The organism is Actinoallomurus sp. NPDC052308 (assembly GCF_040679195.1).
Lineage (GTDB): Bacteria > Actinomycetota > Actinomycetes > Streptosporangiales > Streptosporangiaceae > Actinoallomurus > Actinoallomurus liliacearum.
Window position 1 is genome coordinate 865,960 of record NZ_JBFAUM010000002.1, and the last position, 14,903, is coordinate 880,862.

Sequence of the window (14,903 nt, forward strand, 5' to 3'; positions counted from 1 at the left end):
GCGCTGACCCAAGGAGCGGGATGAGACGACGCGCCCTTCGTTGCCTCGCCGCGGCCGGCGTGCTGCTCGCGCTGACGGCGTGCGGCGGCTCGGAGCGCCGGGCGCGGGCGGAGAGCTCGGCCCGCACGCCGAAGCGGCAGGCGTCGCGCACCCCCGTCGTCATGTTCCTCGGGGACAGCTACACGACCGGCAAGCTCGGGCAGCAGCCGGAGCAGACGTACGCCGCCGAGACCGCCCGGCTGCTGGGATGGCAGGTCATCCTCGGCGGGTACCGGCAGACCGGCTTCATCGCCAAGGGACAGATCGGCAAGGACTTCGCGCAGTTGTTCACCGACCAGCTCGCCTGGCGGCCGGCTCCCGACCTGGTGATCATCTCGGGTGGTCACAACGACCGGCGGCGTCCGGCGCAGGACGTCGGCGCGGCGGCCCTGGGGCTGATGGACACCGTCCGGCAGCGCTGGAGCACCTCGCGGCTCCTGCTCATCGGCCCGATGTGGGGCGGCGGCGAGCCGCCGCAGGAGGTCCTGGAGATCCGGGACGCCATGGCGGCGGCCGCTCAGGAGACGAAGGTGCCGTTCATCGACCCGCTGCAGGAAGAGTGGATCACCGGTGACCGTAAGAAGGGCACCGGCAACGCGCCGCAGTACATCCTGTCCGACGGCACCCACCCGACCGTGGCGGGCGCCCGGCACATCGCCGAGTGTCTCGTCGCCGACCTGAAGAAACTCAAGCTCACCAAGCCGTGACGGCCCGGCGGCCGACGATCACCAGGGGCCGTACGGGCCGGAGGAGGAGCCGCCCCGGCCGTACTGCCGCACGGCGGGCCGGACGTCGGCGAGGTAGACCGCGGCGGCGATGAAGCCGATCACCGGCAGCATCTGAATGATCGAGACGAAGCGGACCGCACCGGCCAGGCCGAACAGCAGCGCGACGCCGAGGATGATCAGCCAGAGCTGCTTCGTGAGCTTGCCGGCCGCCGAGTAGGCCCCCGCCGGCCGTCGTACGGCGTCGGCGAACGCCCAGATCTCAACTATGAAAGCGGCGATGGCCACGACCCAGAACAAGATCCCGACGAAACTCTGGGCTGGTTCGAGCACGATCGACCCCCTGTAGCGGGGCGGCGTCGTACGAGCGCCGCGTCATCACTTGTCATCACGTACGGGCCCAGCGTATGTGTTCCGCCGGGGTCCTGCCGATGGTGCGTGCGGACGGAAAGCGCGGGAGCCCGGGCGGATGGTCCGCCCGGGCTCCCGGTGCGTCCTCGGACGCGCTCCGAAGATCAGTTGCCGACCTTCTTGGAGGCGTCGGTCGCGGCCTTGCCGGCCGCCTTCGCGGTGTCCCGAGCGGAGGCGGCGGTGTCCTTGGCGGTGCCGGTGGTCGACCGGGCCTTGCGGACGGTCGCCTTGGCCCGCTGCTCGAGCTCCTGCGTGGACTTCTGACGCTCCACGCGGCCCACGATCTTCTTGCCGCGCTCGGCCAGCTCGTCCATGACCTCGGCGGCGCGGCCGCCGACCTGGGTGACGTAGGACAGGGCGGCGCCGCCCAGGTCCTTGTCGATCTTCTTCGGCATCTCGCGGATCTTCTCGACCGCGAGGTCGCCGGCACCGGCCGCGACGTAGAAGGCCTTTGACTCGCGCAGCTTCTCGGTGATGTTCGGCATGTCTGGATTCACCCTTCAGTCGATGGGGTCGCTTCGGTGGCGGCTTCTCCGCCGGGCTCCCCTTCCCGGCGGAACGACTCGTAGATGTCGAGCAAGACCTGCTTCTGGCGCTCCGACAGGCTCATGTCCGCCCGGATGGCGGCCTGGACGTCCGTGTCGGACTCTCGCTCGTCGAGGATCCCTGCTTGCACGTACAGGGCTTCGGCGGAGATGCGCAGGCCCTTGGCGATCTGCTGCAGGATCTCCGCGCTCGGCTTGCGCAGCCCACGCTCGATCTGGCTGAGGTACGGGTTGGAAACGCCCGTGGCCTCGGCCAGCTGGCGCAGCGAGACCTTGGCCCGCTTGCGCTGCTCTCGGATGTACTCCCCAATGGAGCCGACTTTGGAAGTCGCCATGTCTCCACTGTGCGCCTCTCTGCTTGCTATTGCAAGCAGACTTGCAAGCACTTCGGCGTGAGTCGAGTCACATCGCGATGTGACGCGTCTCGGCCGGCCGTCACCGCTCGACTTCGATGCAGGCGTCCAGGAGCGCGGCGAGGCGGCGGGACGGCGGCCCGGGGCGTACGGCCAGGTAGGTCTGGACGCCCGGGGCGGGCGCCGTGAAGCGCCGGAACGAAACGCGGGGAGCGGGCTGGATCTCGGCCTGGGCCGCGTAGTAGACCGTCCAGCTCGGCCTGCCGGAGGCGATGGCGGCGAGCGTGTCCTGGTCGGTGGTGAAGGCCGGGCCCATGATCGGTTCGAAGCCGGCCGCCCGGCAGGCGCCGACGACCGTGTCGACGAGGTGCGGGTTCGCCTCCCGGGGCACGATCCGCAACGGCAGGTCGGCCAGGTCGGCGAGCGCGACCTCCTTCTCGGCGGCCAGGGGATGCCGCGCGGGCAGGGCCGCGACCAGGTCATCGCTCCAGAGCGGGAGGAGCTCCAGGCCCGGCCCGTGGTCGGGGCCCCGGATGAAGGCGGCGTCCAGGTCCCCATCGCGCACCCGCTGGAGCCGGGCCGCCGAAGCCGCGCTGACCAGCTCCACCATCAGCCGCGGCGCCCGTTCGGTGAGCGCGGTCAGCAGGGCGTCCAGGCGGCTGCCCAGCCCGACGGTGGTGCCGAGCCGCAAGGTCGACTCCTGCTCCTCCCGCAGGGCGGCCATCGCCTCGGTCGCCGCGAACTCGGCCCCCAGGATGGCGCGGGCGTGCGGCAGGAAGGCCCGCCCCGCGGCGGTCAGCGTCACGTTCCGCGTGGTGCGGTCGAACAGGTCCAGCCCGAACTCGCGCTCCAGCCGCCGGACCTGCTGGCTGACGGTCGGCTGCACGATGTGCAGCCGGTCGGCGGCCCGCCCGAAGTGCAGTTCCTCGGCCACCGCCACGAAGTACCGAACCTGCCGGAGCTCCACACCCACCGCCCATTCATCACGATCCTTGATCAGTCTAAGAGCGGGCTGCTCATTGGTCGGCGCCGGGATCTCCGCTGAAATCGTTCACGTCAGCGCAGCTCAACGGGCGGCCCTGGGAACGGGACCGCGGCGAGAGGAAGACGACGATGGCTTACGCGACCGTCAACGGGACCCGGCTCTACTACCAGGACCTCGGCGCCGGCCGTCCCCTGGTGTTCCTGCACGGCTGGGGCACCAGCGGCCGGGTGTGGGACGCCCAGGCGGCCGACCTGATGACCGACCACCGGGTGATCACCGTCGACTGGCGGGGCTGCGGCCGCTCGGACCGGCCGGCCACCGGCTACACCATCGCGGACGTCACCCGCGACGTCCTGGAGTTCGTCGATGTCCTGGCGCTGGAGCAGCCGGTGCTGATCGGCTCCTCGATCGCGGGAGCGTTCACCATCGAGGCGGCCCTGGCCGCCCCCGACAGGATCGGCGCGATCATCCCGGTCGACGCCGGCGTCCACCACTTCTCCGGGATGCGGGAGGCGATGGACAAGCTGCTGGTGGACCTGCGCGCCGACCGGGCGGGCACCCTCGCCGACTTCGTTCCGCACTGGTACCGCCCCGGGGCCAGTGCCGCCATGATCGACTGGACGGTCCGCCAGCTCCTGGACTCGACCTTCCTCATCGACCAGCTCGTCGTCGACCAGGCCGGCTACGACCCCCGGGCCCGCCTGGACCAGGTGCGCGTGCCCGCCCACTTCCTGCACGGCGAGCTGGACACCGAGGTCCCGCTCTTCATCCCCGAGGAGTGCGCGAGCCTGATCCCCGGCGCCCGCCTGACGGTCATCGAAGGCGCCGGCCACATGTCGCAGCAGGACCAGGCCGAGCGTTTCACCCGCGCGCTGCGCGCGGCCCTGCGCTAGTCCCCCGGATCCCCCCTTCAAAGGAGAGCATCGTGCCCATCGTCGACGTCCCCGTCACCGGCGGTATCAGCAAGGCCAACTACTTCGTCACCGGAACCGGACCGGGGCTGGTGCTCGTGCACGGCACCGGAGCGAGCGGCCAGGCCAACTGGGGGCCGCTCATCGAGGCTCTCGGCGACCGGTACACGATCGTGGCGCCGGACCTGCCCGGCTCCGGCGACACTCGCGACCCCGGCGGCCCGATCACGATCCGGGACCTGGTCGCCCACGTCGTGGCGGCGGCCCGGGACGCCGGTCTCGAGGACTTCCACCTCGTCGGGCACTCGCTCGGCGCCGTCGTGGCGACGGCCACCGCGGGTCTCCACCCCGACCTGGTCCGCTCCCTGACCGCCCATGCGGGATGGGTGAAGGCCGACCCGCAGATGGTGTTCCAGTTCGAGCTGTGGAAGCGGCTGGTGCTCGAGGACCCCGCCGCGATGGCGCGGCTGCTCCTGCTGACCGCCATCGGCAAGGAGACGCTCCGCACCTGGGGGCAGGCCGAGTTCGACCAGGCGGCGGCCGCGTTCACCGACCTGCTCGACGGCGCCCGTGAGGGGGTGGCCCGCCAGTCCGAGGCGAACATGACCATCGACGTCACCGAGTTCCTGCCGCACATCGCCGCCCCGACGTTGGTCATCTCGAGCGCCGACGACCGCATCGTCCCGCCGTACCACCAGCAGGACCTGGCCGACCGCATCCCCCAGGCCACCCTGCTGCGCGTCCCCGCCGGGCACGGCCTCCCGGCCGAGAACCCCGCGCTGCTGACCGCCAAGGTCGCCGAGCACCTCGACCAGGCGCGCTGACATTCACCACTGCCGCCGGGCCCGACGCGGGCCCGACGAAGAGCCGGGGGCTCGGCGAGACGTCTTCGCCGAGCCCCATGGCCATCACCGATGACATCGGCGATGGTCTACGCCAGAAAGGCCATCAGGCCTGCACGATGACCCATCCGCTCATGGCGTTCTTGTACTCGCACTTCCCGAACTTCTGATGATCGACCACCTTCTGGCACGCCGCCTTCGTCGGGTAGACCGTGATAGCGGAAGCGGGTGATGCTGCTCCCAAGGCGATCGCGCCCGCGGCCCCCGCGACCGTCATGGCCGTGAGCATCTTCATCTTCATCTGTGTTTCCTCCCTGGAGATGGTGACTGTCAGAAGCTCGTCGAGGCGGCGTTCGAGGCGCCGACCCTCGTGTTCGGGTGCTCAGTATCGGTAGGTGTGAACCGAGTCGAACTGGTACGGGCCCACGAATCCGCCTTCGACCCGGAACGTGCCGGAGCGGGTGGAGGGGTTGTGCACGGCCGGGGTCTCCACGCTGGAACGTGTCGTCTTCTCGGCACGCTTGGTCACCTTGTGGTGCGGCTTGTCCGAGAAGGAGATGGCGGCGACGGTGAAGAGCGGCCGGTTGGAGTACTTCTTCAGCTTCACGGTCTTGACCCAGATCGTCTGGCACGAATCCGAAGCCCAGACCTGGAGCGTGCCGCCCGGAACACCGTGCACGGACTCGTCCCCGCCGGTGATCTTGTAGTGCGCGACCAGGCGAGGCGCGTACTTGCCGTGGGCCTTCGCGCAGACGCTCGCCACACTGGTCGAGCCGCCAGTGGCGGTGGCCGCTACGGCGGGCACGGCCGCCGTGGCCAGACCGCCGGCGACCGCACCGGCGACGATGAGGGTACGAACCCGGCGGCGGGTCTTCGATTCCACAGTGCACTCCCCGAGAGACGAGTGAGCGCCACAGGCGCTCAAGATCATTTCAAGGTGTCTGATGCCTTGCCCGCAAAGATCGTTCGCAAGCCTCGGCAAAGAAATGACCAAGACGCACGGCGGGCGCCGACGACCGCATCGTCCCCCCCGTACCACCAGCAGGACCTGGCCGATCGCATCCCCCAGGCCACCCTGCTGCGCGTCCCCGCCGGGCACGGGCTGCCGGCCGAGAACCCCGCGCTGCTGACCGCCAAGGTCGCCGAGCACCTCGACCAGGCGCGCTGACGCCGCGCCCCGTCTCACCACTGCCGCCGGGCCCGTACAGGCCCGGCGGCGAGGGCGTCGCGCTCAGTCCACCGAGCCGGGCGAGGCCGCCCAGGTGTTGCAGGTCGACGTCGTGCCGTGGGTGTACCCGAGCTGGACCCAGCCGCGGTAGTGCGCGTCCGTGCCGTGGTCCCGCTGCTCGACCGGGCGCCCGTCGTCCCCGCGCTCGTACGAGTCGCGCAGCGCCACCGCCCACTGCTCGGGCGTCACGGGGAAGGTCCCGCGCACCGAGCTCATGAACACGCCGGACAGGCACTGCGCCTGCAGCTCGCTCCGCTTGGTCACGGCGTTGCGGGCCAGGGTGCTCGTCGCCTCGGTTCGCGCCCGCTGGCTGTAGTCGAGGATCCCGGTCTGGTCCTGGATCGCGTGGCCGTACTCGTGCGCGACCTCCCGGGCGTACGCCACGTTGTAGCGCACGGGCATCCCCCCGGCCGCCTTCTGCGCGTCGGTCACGCCGATGTAGATCGAGGCGTTGCTCGGGCAGTAGAACGCGGCGACGCCCGGCGACGGGTAGGTGCCGCAGGGGCTCGACCCCGACGTCGACCAGAAGACCCGCGTCGGCGCGGTGAACTTCAGGCCCGCGCCGGCGAAGCCCTTCCCCCACGCCTTGTCCAGGCAGTCGGTGGTCTCGTTGAGGAAGGCCCGGAACGACGCCGGGTCGCCCTGGGTGATCTGCCGTCCCCGGCAGCCGTCGGCGGGCAGCCGGCCGACCTTGTACAGCGGGCTGTCGGCGGCGTTCTGGGACGGGGCGGTGGGCGCGCTGACCGGCGGCCGGACCGGTGTGTACCCCGGCCTGGCGATCAGCTTCAGCGCCATCGAGCCGCCGACCCCGACGATCGCGAGCAGGCCGAGCACCCCGATCACGCGCACGCCCCCGCCGCTCTTCCGCCGGCGCGGCGGCGCGTACCCGTATCCGGGAGCGGCGTAGGGCGGGCGGCCGTGCCCTGGACCGTACGGCGGCCTGGGCGGCGGGCCCTGCGGGCCGTATCCGGGACCGTGGGCGGGCGGCCGGCCGTAACCCTGGGGCGCGCCGTGGCCCTGAGGTGCGCCGTAACCCTGAGGTGCGCCGTAACCCTGCGGGCCGCCGTACCCCTGGGAACCGCCGTAGCCCTGCGGGGCGCCGTGCCCCTGGGGGCCGCCGTAGCCCTGCGGGGCGCCGTGCCCCTGGGGGCCGCCGTAGCCCTGGCCGTGACCCCGGGGCGGGGGCCCCCATGAGCCGGGTCCAGCCATCACTCTCCTCCTGTCAGGAAACGTCCGAGGGGGCAGCCGTCCACGTGTTGCAGGACGACAGGACGCGCTGCGTGTAGCCGCGGGCCACCCAGCCCGCGTAGTTCGCTTCGGAGCCGTGGTCGCCCCGGTCGGCCGGCTGGTCCACGTCGCCGCGCGCCCGCGCGTCGGCGAGGACCGCCTCGTACTGCTCGGAGGTCATCGGGAGGCTGTCGCGCTCGGCCGACAGGAACGCGCCGGCGAAGCACTGCGCCTGCAACTCGATGCGGCGGCTGACCTCGTGGCTCGTGGCGGCGGCCGAGGCCGCCATCAGCGCGTGGCCGTACTCGAGGATCCCCGCGTCCTCCTGGACGTGGTGGCCGTACTCGTGCGCGATCACCCGGGCGTACACGCCGTAGTGCGAGACCGGTTCGCCGCCCGCCGTCTCCACGACGTCGTCGAGGCCGACGTACAGCGTGTCGTTCGCCGGGCAGTAGAACGCCGCCGCGCCGGGGGCCGGGTAGGACCCGCACGGGCTGGTGCCCGACACGCTCCAGAAGATCCGGTGCGGCGCGGCGAACCCCGGCACGGCCGCCTTGGCGAACTGCCGTTGCCACGCCTCGTCCAGGCAGTCCGACAGCCGGTCCAGGAACGCCCGCATCGACTCCTCGTCGTGCTCCCGGATCCGCGGCAGCGCGCAGTCGACCGGGTCGAGCGGACCGCTGCGGTACAGCGGTCCGGCGAGCGCGGCCTGCCTGCTGCCGGCGCGCGTGGCACCGTCGGCGGTGCCGATGCCCGCCGCGGGATGCCCCGGACCGGCCAGCGAGTAACCGACGATCGCGACCACGCACAGCGCGGCGACGCCGCCGAGAACGCCGACGACCATGCCGGCCGTGCTCCGCCGCCGGGGCGGGCGGCGTGGTGGCAGGTAACCGAGGTCCCGTGCCGGCCGACGCCACAACCGGGACGGCGGGCCATACGGCTCCGGGCCGCCCGGCGGACGCCGCCGATAGGGACTGACCACTGTCGTCCGTTCCTCCCCCTGAGACCGGGCACGCCGGGCTCCGCGCGGGAGGGGCGACCGCGTCGAGAATCATCCCATATCACCGAAAACGGCGATCACTTCACAGGAGCGTTTCCGACCTTTCACACGAACCGTCAGTGCCGCAGGTCACGCAGGGGGCCGCACTTCACCGGTACGCTGTGCGGCCATGCTGGTTCGCACGCGGCTCCTGATCGCCCCCCTCGTCGCCGCCGGACTCCTCACCGGCGCGGCTCCCGCGTCGGCGGCCTCCGCGCAGATCGTCAAGGACACCGTCGCGATCACGGTCGCGCCCGACGGGTCCCTCCAGGTCAAGGAGACGGTCACCTACAAGGGGGCCGCCCCCGCGCGCACCCTCATCCGCCGCAAGCACCTCGACGACCGGCAGGACCGCCGGTACGACGTCGGCGACCTCAAGGGCGGCACGCTCCAGAACCAGGGCGACCGCGCGATCCTCCGGGTCTCCGGAGGCGGCGGCGCCGGGCAGCGGACCGCGCAGCTCTCCTACACGGTCAAGGGCGCGATCACAGCGCAGCGGAGCGGCGAGCAGCTCGACTGGGTCGCCGCGGGCGGCTGGCACGTCCCGGTCGGGCAGACCCGGGTGACCGTCGAGTCCAGCGCGGTCGTGCAGAACCTGAACTGCTTCGCCGGCGACCTGTCGAGCACGGTCGGCTGCACCCAGTTCTTCACGAACCACACCCACACCCAGGCGGACTTCCGGCAGGAGGAACTCCAGCCCGGCGAGTACGTCACGGTCATGATCGGTTACCCGGCCGGCACGACCAAGGGCGAGCCGATCATCGAGCAGCGGCACACCGTCACCACCGCCTTCACCGTCAACGGGCTCACCGGCGGCACGCTTCTCGGCCTGCTCGTCCTCCTGCTCGGCGGGGTCGCCCTCCTCTACGTCACCCGGGGCAGGGACGCGCGCATCGTCAACAAGAAGGCCGCCGAAGGAGATCAGGCGCCCCTCGACTCGACGGGGTTCGCCCCGCCGGACGGCGTGCGGCCGGGCCAGATCGGCACGCTCATCGACGAGCAGGCCGACGTCGTCGACGTCACCGCGACCATCATCGACCTGGCGGTGCGCGGCTACCTCCTGATCGAGGAGCTGCCCCGCGAGACGTACGGCCGCATCGACTGGCAGTTGCGCCGCCTGCGGCGCGCGCCGGACGACCTGCTGCCGTACGAGCGGATCCTGTACGACGCCCTGTTCACCGGGCGCGACGTGGTGGCGCTGTCCGAGCTCGGCGGCACCTTCGCCGACCAGCTCGCGGCGGTGCGCGGTGCCCTGTACGAGGACGTCGTCCGGCAGGGCTGGTTCACCCGCCGGCCGGACTCCGAGCGGACCCGCTGGACGACCATCGGCATGGTCCTGGCCGGCCTGGGCGTGGTCGGCACGATCGTGCTGGCCGTCTACACGAACCTCGCCCTCATCGGCCTGGCCTTGATCATCGCCGGCGCCGCGCTAGCCGTCGGCGGCCAGTACATGCCGGCCAAGACGACGCGCGGCGCGACCGTGCTGGCGCACACGCTCGGGTTCCGGGCGCACCTGTTCCGCGGCGAGGTCCCGGACGCGCCCGCCGGTCACCGCGTGGCGCTGTTCTCGCACTACCTGCCGTACGCGGTGGTGTTCGACGTCGTCCCGCGCTGGGCGGAGACGGTGGCCGACGTCGGCGCGGGCAACAGCGGTCCCTCGGACAACCTCTACTGGTACGAGGGACCGGCCGAGTGGGACCTGTCGAACTTCGCCGAGTCGATCCGCAGCTTCACCCTCGCCACCTCAGGAGCGATCTCCGCCTCCCGGCAGTTCCGCAGCCTCTCCTGAGGCCCCGGAGGCCGTCAGAGACCGACCGCGCGGATCTCGCCGACGATCACGTCGCCGCCGTACAGGGGGACGGTGGCCAGTTCGTCGGGGACCTCCGCGCCGAGGGCGCGCAGCGTCGCCACGGTCACCGGCGTACGGGCCCGCATCGACCCATCGTCGATCTTGATGGCGCCGGCGCGCCCGTCCGCGAGCGCGAACGCGTCGACGCCCTCGGCCCCGCACTTGACCAGCAGGCCCGGCACGGCGGCCATGAGGCGGCGCTCGTCGCGGTGGGTGCCGGAGGTCCACTCCGGGTGGGCGCGCATCGCGTCCGCCAGGCGCCGCTCCGGGGTGCCCGGCTCGGCGGTCACGATCGCGCGCAGCGCCCGCGCCACGCCGGTCAGCGAGACGGCGAACAGCGGCGCGCCGCACCCGTCCACGCCGGTCGCGGCCACCCGCTCTCCGGTGAGCTCCTCGACCGTCTCCCGGACCGCCACCTGCAGGGGGTGGTCGACGTGCAGGTACGACTCCGTCGGCCAGCCGTTCACGACGCAGGTGGCGAGCATCGCGGCGTGCTTGCCCGAGCAGTTCATCCGCAGCCGCGACTTCTCGGTCCGGACGGCGACCTCCAGGTCGAGCGGCCACTGCGGCGGGCACTGAAGGGCGTCCGGGGTGAGCCCGGCGTCGGCGAGGATCTTGCGGGCGCCCTCGACGTGGAAGTCCTCACCGGAGTGGCTGGCCGACGACAGCGCGAGCAGCTCGTCCTCGAGGGCGAGCCCGCTGCGCGCCATCGCGACCGCCTGCATCGGCTTGTTAGCCGACCGGGGGAAGACCGGCTCGTCCGGGGACCCGACGGTCACCGCCGGTGAGCCGTCGACGGCGAGCGCGGCCACCGATCCCCGGTGCCGGGACTCCACGAATCCGGAACGTTCCACTTCGACGAGGACGGGGTGCATGCTCTCTCTTCGGGGGGTCGGCGGTCGGCTGGGACGCTCTGGGGACGGGCGGTCGCGTGCTCTCGGGGCGGACGGCTGCGGCGTGGTCTCGGTCGGGCTCCGGGGCGGACGGCGTCAGCTCTGGCGCGGCTTCACGCCCAGGAACGACCGCGCCTCGTCGGCCGGCATCGGGTCACGCTGGGCGATCCGCGCCAAGGTCGCCGCACGCTCCACGAGCTCGGCGTTGGCCGTCACCGGTCGTCCCTTGGCGTAGGTCAGCGTATCCTCCATGCCCACCCGCAGATGCCCCCCGGCCGCCAGCGCCGCGTACATCACCGGCAGGCTCGTCCGGCCGATCCCGGTCGCCGACCACGTGGCCCCGGAGGGCAGCGCCTCGACCGCCGCGACCAGCGTCCGGGCGTCCCCCGGCATCCCGCCCGGCACGCCCATGACCAGGTCGCAGTGCACGTGTCCCCCGTACGGCGCGCCGTACTTGTCCAGCAGCCGGTGCAGGGACGCGATGTGGCCGAGGTCGAACAGCTCGAACTCGGGCACGACCTGACGCTCCTGCGTCCGCTGGTACAGCTCGACCATGAACGGCCACGGGTTCATGAACACGTCGTCGCCGAAGTTCACGGTGCCGCAGGTCAGCGAGCAGCCGTCCGGCTCGGCGTCGAGGACCCGCAGCCGGTGCTCGTACGGGTCGGTGACCGCGCCGCCGGTGGACAGCTGCACGATGAGGTTCGTGCTCGCGCGCAGGGCGGCGACCGTGTCGCGCAGCCGCGCGAGGTCGAGGGTGGGCCGGGCCTCGGCGTCCCGGATGTGCACGTGGATGACGGCGGCGCCCGCGGCCTCGCACTCCTTCGCGGTCTGGACGAGCTCGTCGAGCGTGACGGGCAGCGCCGGGGCGTCGGCCTTGTCGGTCTCCGCTCCGGTGGGCGCAACTGTTATCAGCGTTCTGGCCATGGACAGCATGATTTCAAGACCAGAGCCCATTTGGCGAGAAAATCTTCAGCAAAGAAGCTCAGGGGAAGGCCGCGTGTCCCGGCTCGGACGCTCGGGGGCGGCCGCCGCGAGGGCTAGAAGTAGGTCGAGGTGAGGTTGCCGGTCGGCCAGGTCTTCACCGCGTTCGCCGCCTTGTGCAGGGCGGGGTCGATGTCGGAGTAGCTGGGGGCGCTGCCCTCCTGCCGCTGGTCGAACAGCACCGCCCACGTCAGCCCGTCGTAGCGGCGGACCAGCAGGGTGCTCGTTCCGCCGAGGCTCCCGTCGTGCCAGGTGTTGATCTTCCCGCTGCCCACGGGCCGCACCATCCAGCCGCACCCGTAGTACCAGCCGTCGCTGTTGACGCCGGTTGCGGGCTTGGCGAACGCGGTCTTGATGGAGGCGGCGTTCAGGATGGACCCTCCGTCGTAGATGCCGGCGAAGCGGGTGAGGTCCATCGCCGTGGCGAGCCAGCCGCCGTGGGCGTCCATGTTCTCCAGATTGAACCCGCCGTAGGGGTAGGACACCTTCTTCCCGGAGTTGTCGAACACGGTCGTGCCGGTGTAGGTCGAGTAGTAGGGCACCTCGCCGCTCGTCCGGTAGAGCGTGCGCCCCAGGCGCATCCTTTCGATTGTCCCGGGGGTCAGCACCTTCGACTGCACGTAGTTCCGGTAGCTCAGCCCGGAGACCTTCTCGATGATCCTCCCAAGGAGCATGAACCCGTAGTTCGAGTAGGCGTAGGTGGTGCCGGGCGCGTGGTCGAGTTTGCGGCCCGAGGCGTACCGCATGATGTCGGCCTGGCTGATCGGCAGCGGGACGCCGAGCGCCTTGGCGATCGCGAGGTCTTGGAACATCAGGTCCGGCGAGATGGCCCGGTCCCAGCCGCCGAGGTGCTGGAGCAACCGCAGCACCGTCACGTCCTTCAGCCGTGGGTCCGCCGCGGTCGACAGCCCGAGCAGTGTCGCGACCCGGTCGGTCAGCTTGAGCTTGCCGTCCTGGACGAGCCGCAGCACGGCCGTCGCGGTCACCGGCTTACTGATACTGGCGATCCGGAACAGCGAAGTCGGCTGGGTCTTCAGACTCGCGTCCGCGCTCCAGGTGTAGCCGCGGGACAGCACAAGCTTGCCTTTGCGGACGACGGCGAGCTGTCCGCACGGGATGTTGCGCGCCTGCATGAAGCTCTTGACCGTCGCGTCGAAGCCGCCGAGCCCCGCCAGCGCCTTGCCCGTCACCTTCCAGGTTCGCGTGGCCGCCGCCCCGGCCGCCGTACGGGCGGAGGAGCCTCCCGAGCATCCCGCCAGAAGCGTCGGCGCCGCAGCGCCGGCCCCCGCGAGCGCGGCCGCCTTGCCGAAGTTCCTCCTGGTCAATTGCGTCACGCCGTCCCCCTGAGATCGAATGTCTGAATCGCGCCAACAACGCACCTTAGGACAATTCGATCTTGATGGCGGGAGAATGTCGCGTCCGGGCGGAGGGCCCGGGCGCCGGCGGGACCGCGTACGGCAGAATGCGGTGGCGTGCGAGCGGTCGTTCAGCGTGTGAGTCGGGCCGACGTGACCGTCGAGGGTCAGGTCGTCGGCGCCATCGAGGGGCCGGGCCTGCTGGCCCTGGTCGGCGTGACCCACGATGACACCCCCGAGCAGGCGAAGAGGCTGGCGGCCAAGCTCTGGGGGCTGCGGGTCTTCGACGGCGCGACGGAGGGCGCGCCGGAGGCGTCCTGCTCCGACCTGGGCGCGCCGCTGCTCGTGATCAGCCAGTTCACCCTCTACGGTGACACGCGCAAGGGGCGGCGGCCGTCCTGGATCGCGGCGGCCCCCGGCCCCGTGGCCGAGCCCCTCGTCGACGAGGTCGTCGCCGAGCTGCGCCGCCTCGGCGCCCACGTCGAGACCGGCGTCTTCGGCGCCGACATGAAGGTCTCCCTCCTCAACGACGGCCCCATCACCCTGATCCTGGAGGTCCCGGCCTGACCATGGCGCGGGAAGGCCCTTCCCCTAGGTGGGGAAGGGCCTTGTTGTGGGGGTCGAGCCGCCGACATGGACGGCCCGGCTGCGTTCGGGTCAGCCGCGCGGCCGCCGGTCGACGACCTCGACGATCACGGTGCCCTCCACGTCGTACCCGGGGCGGGTGCTGTCCTGCAGGCCCACCACGCTGCTGGGCGTGCCCGTGCGGGTGTGGTTGAGGCCCACGAGGTCCTCGCCGCCGAGCTTGACATCCGTCCTGTTGTGCCCGGGAACCTTGGGAACCACGACGAACTTCATCAGAATCTCCTGGAGTCTCTGCGCTGTTCCTCCCGCGATGCGGGGAGGCGACCGGCCGTTTGTTGGCCGGATCTGCCGTACACCGTCCGTCCGTCGCGATCACCCGCCACTTCGGGACTGGTGCCACGGACTCGGGCAAAGGGTCTTCAGGAGCTCAGGCCGGTCACGGCGAGGACGAGCGCGACGATCGTGCCGACGGTGGCGAGCGCCAAGAGGTTGCGGTCGTTCTCCGCCAGCTTGGCGCGGACGCTCGGGGAGTAGACGACGACGCCCGTGTCGCGGTTCGGGTCGGGCGCGGACTCCCGCTTGAAAGGGTTCGGCAGCCGGACCGCGCCCCACAGGGCGTCGTTCTTCACCTGCTGGTGCGCGGCGGAGCACGCGAACAGGCGCCCCCGGATCGGCTCGTGGCAGGCGAACCCCTGCCGGGTCATCACCCGGCACACCGTCGGCACGAGCGAGAACTCATACAGGCACCAGCACAGCAGCCCGATGAGCGCCAGCCGCCACGACGTCAGCAGCACGGCGGCCACCAGCAGCACGCCGATCCCGATCCACCAGACGTAGCCGGGCTCGCGCACCCGCCGCCGCCGTCGCCCCATGTGCTCTTTCCTCGTCGAGGTCTCGTCCGACGGAGAAAACCCTGCCATGTGCGCCGCCCA

The 14,903-nt window shown here is 71.6% G+C and carries 19 protein-coding genes; 6 read left to right on the forward strand and 13 right to left on the reverse strand.

Annotated features, from left to right (window positions below; genetic code table 11):
• Positions 1–20 precede the first annotated feature (20 nt).
• Complete coding sequence (locus tag AB0L00_RS10175) at positions 21–746, forward strand: SGNH/GDSL hydrolase family protein (protein WP_364431001.1); 726 nt, start codon at positions 21–23, stop codon at positions 744–746.
• Between the two features lie 18 nt (positions 747–764).
• Here AB0L00_RS10175 and AB0L00_RS10180 read toward each other — a convergent pair whose 3' ends face one another.
• The 4 genes from AB0L00_RS10180 to AB0L00_RS10195 form a co-directional block, all read right to left on the reverse strand.
• Positions 765–1,097, reverse strand: a complete 333-nt coding sequence (locus tag AB0L00_RS10180) for a DUF2516 family protein (RefSeq protein ID WP_345355538.1) — start codon at positions 1,095–1,097, stop codon at positions 765–767.
• A 182-nt stretch (positions 1,098–1,279) separates the two neighbouring features.
• The gene (locus AB0L00_RS10185; protein ID WP_364431004.1) at positions 1,280–1,660 is read right to left on the reverse strand and encodes a hypothetical protein; all 381 of its coding nucleotides are present in this window, start codon (positions 1,658–1,660) and stop codon (positions 1,280–1,282) included.
• Between the two features lie 8 nt (positions 1,661–1,668).
• Positions 1,669–2,055, reverse strand: coding sequence for a helix-turn-helix transcriptional regulator (locus tag AB0L00_RS10190; protein WP_364431007.1), 387 nt, complete (start codon positions 2,053–2,055; stop codon positions 1,669–1,671).
• A 100-nt stretch (positions 2,056–2,155) separates the two neighbouring features.
• Positions 2,156–3,046 (reverse strand): LysR substrate-binding domain-containing protein, encoded by an 891-nt coding sequence (locus AB0L00_RS10195; protein ID WP_364431010.1) that lies wholly within the window; start codon positions 3,044–3,046, stop codon positions 2,156–2,158.
• Positions 3,047–3,186: 140 nt separating this feature from the next.
• Here AB0L00_RS10195 and AB0L00_RS10200 point away from each other — a divergent pair, with 140 nt between their 5' ends.
• The gene (locus tag AB0L00_RS10200; RefSeq protein WP_364431012.1) at positions 3,187–3,951 is read left to right on the forward strand and encodes an alpha/beta hydrolase; all 765 of its coding nucleotides are present in this window, start codon (positions 3,187–3,189) and stop codon (positions 3,949–3,951) included.
• Positions 3,952–3,983: 32 nt separating this feature from the next.
• Positions 3,984–4,793 (forward strand): alpha/beta hydrolase, encoded by an 810-nt coding sequence (locus tag AB0L00_RS10205; protein WP_364431015.1) that lies wholly within the window; start codon positions 3,984–3,986, stop codon positions 4,791–4,793.
• Between the two features lie 124 nt (positions 4,794–4,917).
• Here the strand turns inward: AB0L00_RS10205 and AB0L00_RS10210 are convergent, their stop codons facing one another.
• Positions 4,918–5,112: a hypothetical protein gene (locus AB0L00_RS10210; protein WP_364431018.1), complete on the reverse strand. Its 195-nt coding sequence runs from the start codon at positions 5,110–5,112 to the stop codon at positions 4,918–4,920.
• 81 nt (positions 5,113–5,193) lie between these two features.
• Positions 5,194–5,694, reverse strand: coding sequence for a hypothetical protein (locus AB0L00_RS10215; protein WP_364431021.1), 501 nt, complete (start codon positions 5,692–5,694; stop codon positions 5,194–5,196).
• A 54-nt stretch (positions 5,695–5,748) separates the two neighbouring features.
• Here AB0L00_RS10215 and AB0L00_RS10220 point away from each other — a divergent pair, with 54 nt between their 5' ends.
• On the forward strand, positions 5,749–5,979 hold the full coding sequence (locus AB0L00_RS10220; RefSeq protein WP_364431024.1) for a hypothetical protein: 231 nt from the start codon (positions 5,749–5,751) through the stop codon (positions 5,977–5,979).
• Positions 5,980–6,042: 63 nt separating this feature from the next.
• Here AB0L00_RS10220 and AB0L00_RS10225 read toward each other — a convergent pair whose 3' ends face one another.
• Both AB0L00_RS10225 and AB0L00_RS10230 read right to left on the reverse strand, forming a co-directional pair.
• Entirely contained in the window at positions 6,043–7,248 is a 1,206-nt protein-coding gene (locus tag AB0L00_RS10225) for a neutral zinc metallopeptidase (RefSeq protein ID WP_364431026.1), read from the reverse strand.
• A 13-nt stretch (positions 7,249–7,261) separates the two neighbouring features.
• The gene (locus AB0L00_RS10230) at positions 7,262–8,110 is read right to left on the reverse strand and encodes a neutral zinc metallopeptidase (protein WP_364431029.1); all 849 of its coding nucleotides are present in this window, start codon (positions 8,108–8,110) and stop codon (positions 7,262–7,264) included.
• A gap of 325 nt (positions 8,111–8,435) precedes the next feature.
• On the opposite strand from AB0L00_RS10230, the gene AB0L00_RS10235 reads away from it, so the two are divergent.
• On the forward strand, positions 8,436–10,094 hold the full coding sequence (locus AB0L00_RS10235) for a DUF2207 domain-containing protein (RefSeq protein ID WP_364431032.1): 1,659 nt from the start codon (positions 8,436–8,438) through the stop codon (positions 10,092–10,094).
• Positions 10,095–10,108: 14 nt separating this feature from the next.
• Here the strand turns inward: AB0L00_RS10235 and AB0L00_RS10240 are convergent, their stop codons facing one another.
• The 3 genes from AB0L00_RS10240 to AB0L00_RS10250 form a co-directional block, all read right to left on the reverse strand.
• Positions 10,109–11,029 carry an asparaginase gene (locus tag AB0L00_RS10240; RefSeq protein ID WP_364431035.1) on the reverse strand — a complete coding sequence of 307 codons (921 nt, stop codon included), beginning with the start codon at positions 11,027–11,029 and terminating at the stop codon, positions 10,109–10,111.
• A 114-nt stretch (positions 11,030–11,143) separates the two neighbouring features.
• Positions 11,144–11,974: a 3-keto-5-aminohexanoate cleavage protein gene (locus tag AB0L00_RS10245; protein WP_364431038.1), complete on the reverse strand. Its 831-nt coding sequence runs from the start codon at positions 11,972–11,974 to the stop codon at positions 11,144–11,146.
• Positions 11,975–12,087: 113 nt separating this feature from the next.
• Positions 12,088–13,365, reverse strand: a complete 1,278-nt coding sequence (locus AB0L00_RS10250; protein WP_364431041.1) for a serine hydrolase domain-containing protein — start codon at positions 13,363–13,365, stop codon at positions 12,088–12,090.
• A 138-nt stretch (positions 13,366–13,503) separates the two neighbouring features.
• Between AB0L00_RS10250 and dtd the strand changes: the two genes are divergently transcribed.
• Positions 13,504–13,953 (forward strand): D-aminoacyl-tRNA deacylase, encoded by a 450-nt coding sequence (gene dtd, locus AB0L00_RS10255; RefSeq protein ID WP_364431044.1) that lies wholly within the window; start codon positions 13,504–13,506, stop codon positions 13,951–13,953.
• A 90-nt stretch (positions 13,954–14,043) separates the two neighbouring features.
• On the opposite strand, the gene AB0L00_RS10260 is transcribed toward dtd, so the two are convergent.
• Both AB0L00_RS10260 and AB0L00_RS10265 read right to left on the reverse strand, forming a co-directional pair.
• Entirely contained in the window at positions 14,044–14,244 is a 201-nt protein-coding gene (locus tag AB0L00_RS10260; RefSeq protein ID WP_364431046.1) for a hypothetical protein, read from the reverse strand.
• Positions 14,245–14,390: 146 nt separating this feature from the next.
• The gene (locus tag AB0L00_RS10265; RefSeq protein ID WP_345355574.1) at positions 14,391–14,843 is read right to left on the reverse strand and encodes a hypothetical protein; all 453 of its coding nucleotides are present in this window, start codon (positions 14,841–14,843) and stop codon (positions 14,391–14,393) included.
• Positions 14,844–14,903: the final 60 nt, after the last annotated feature.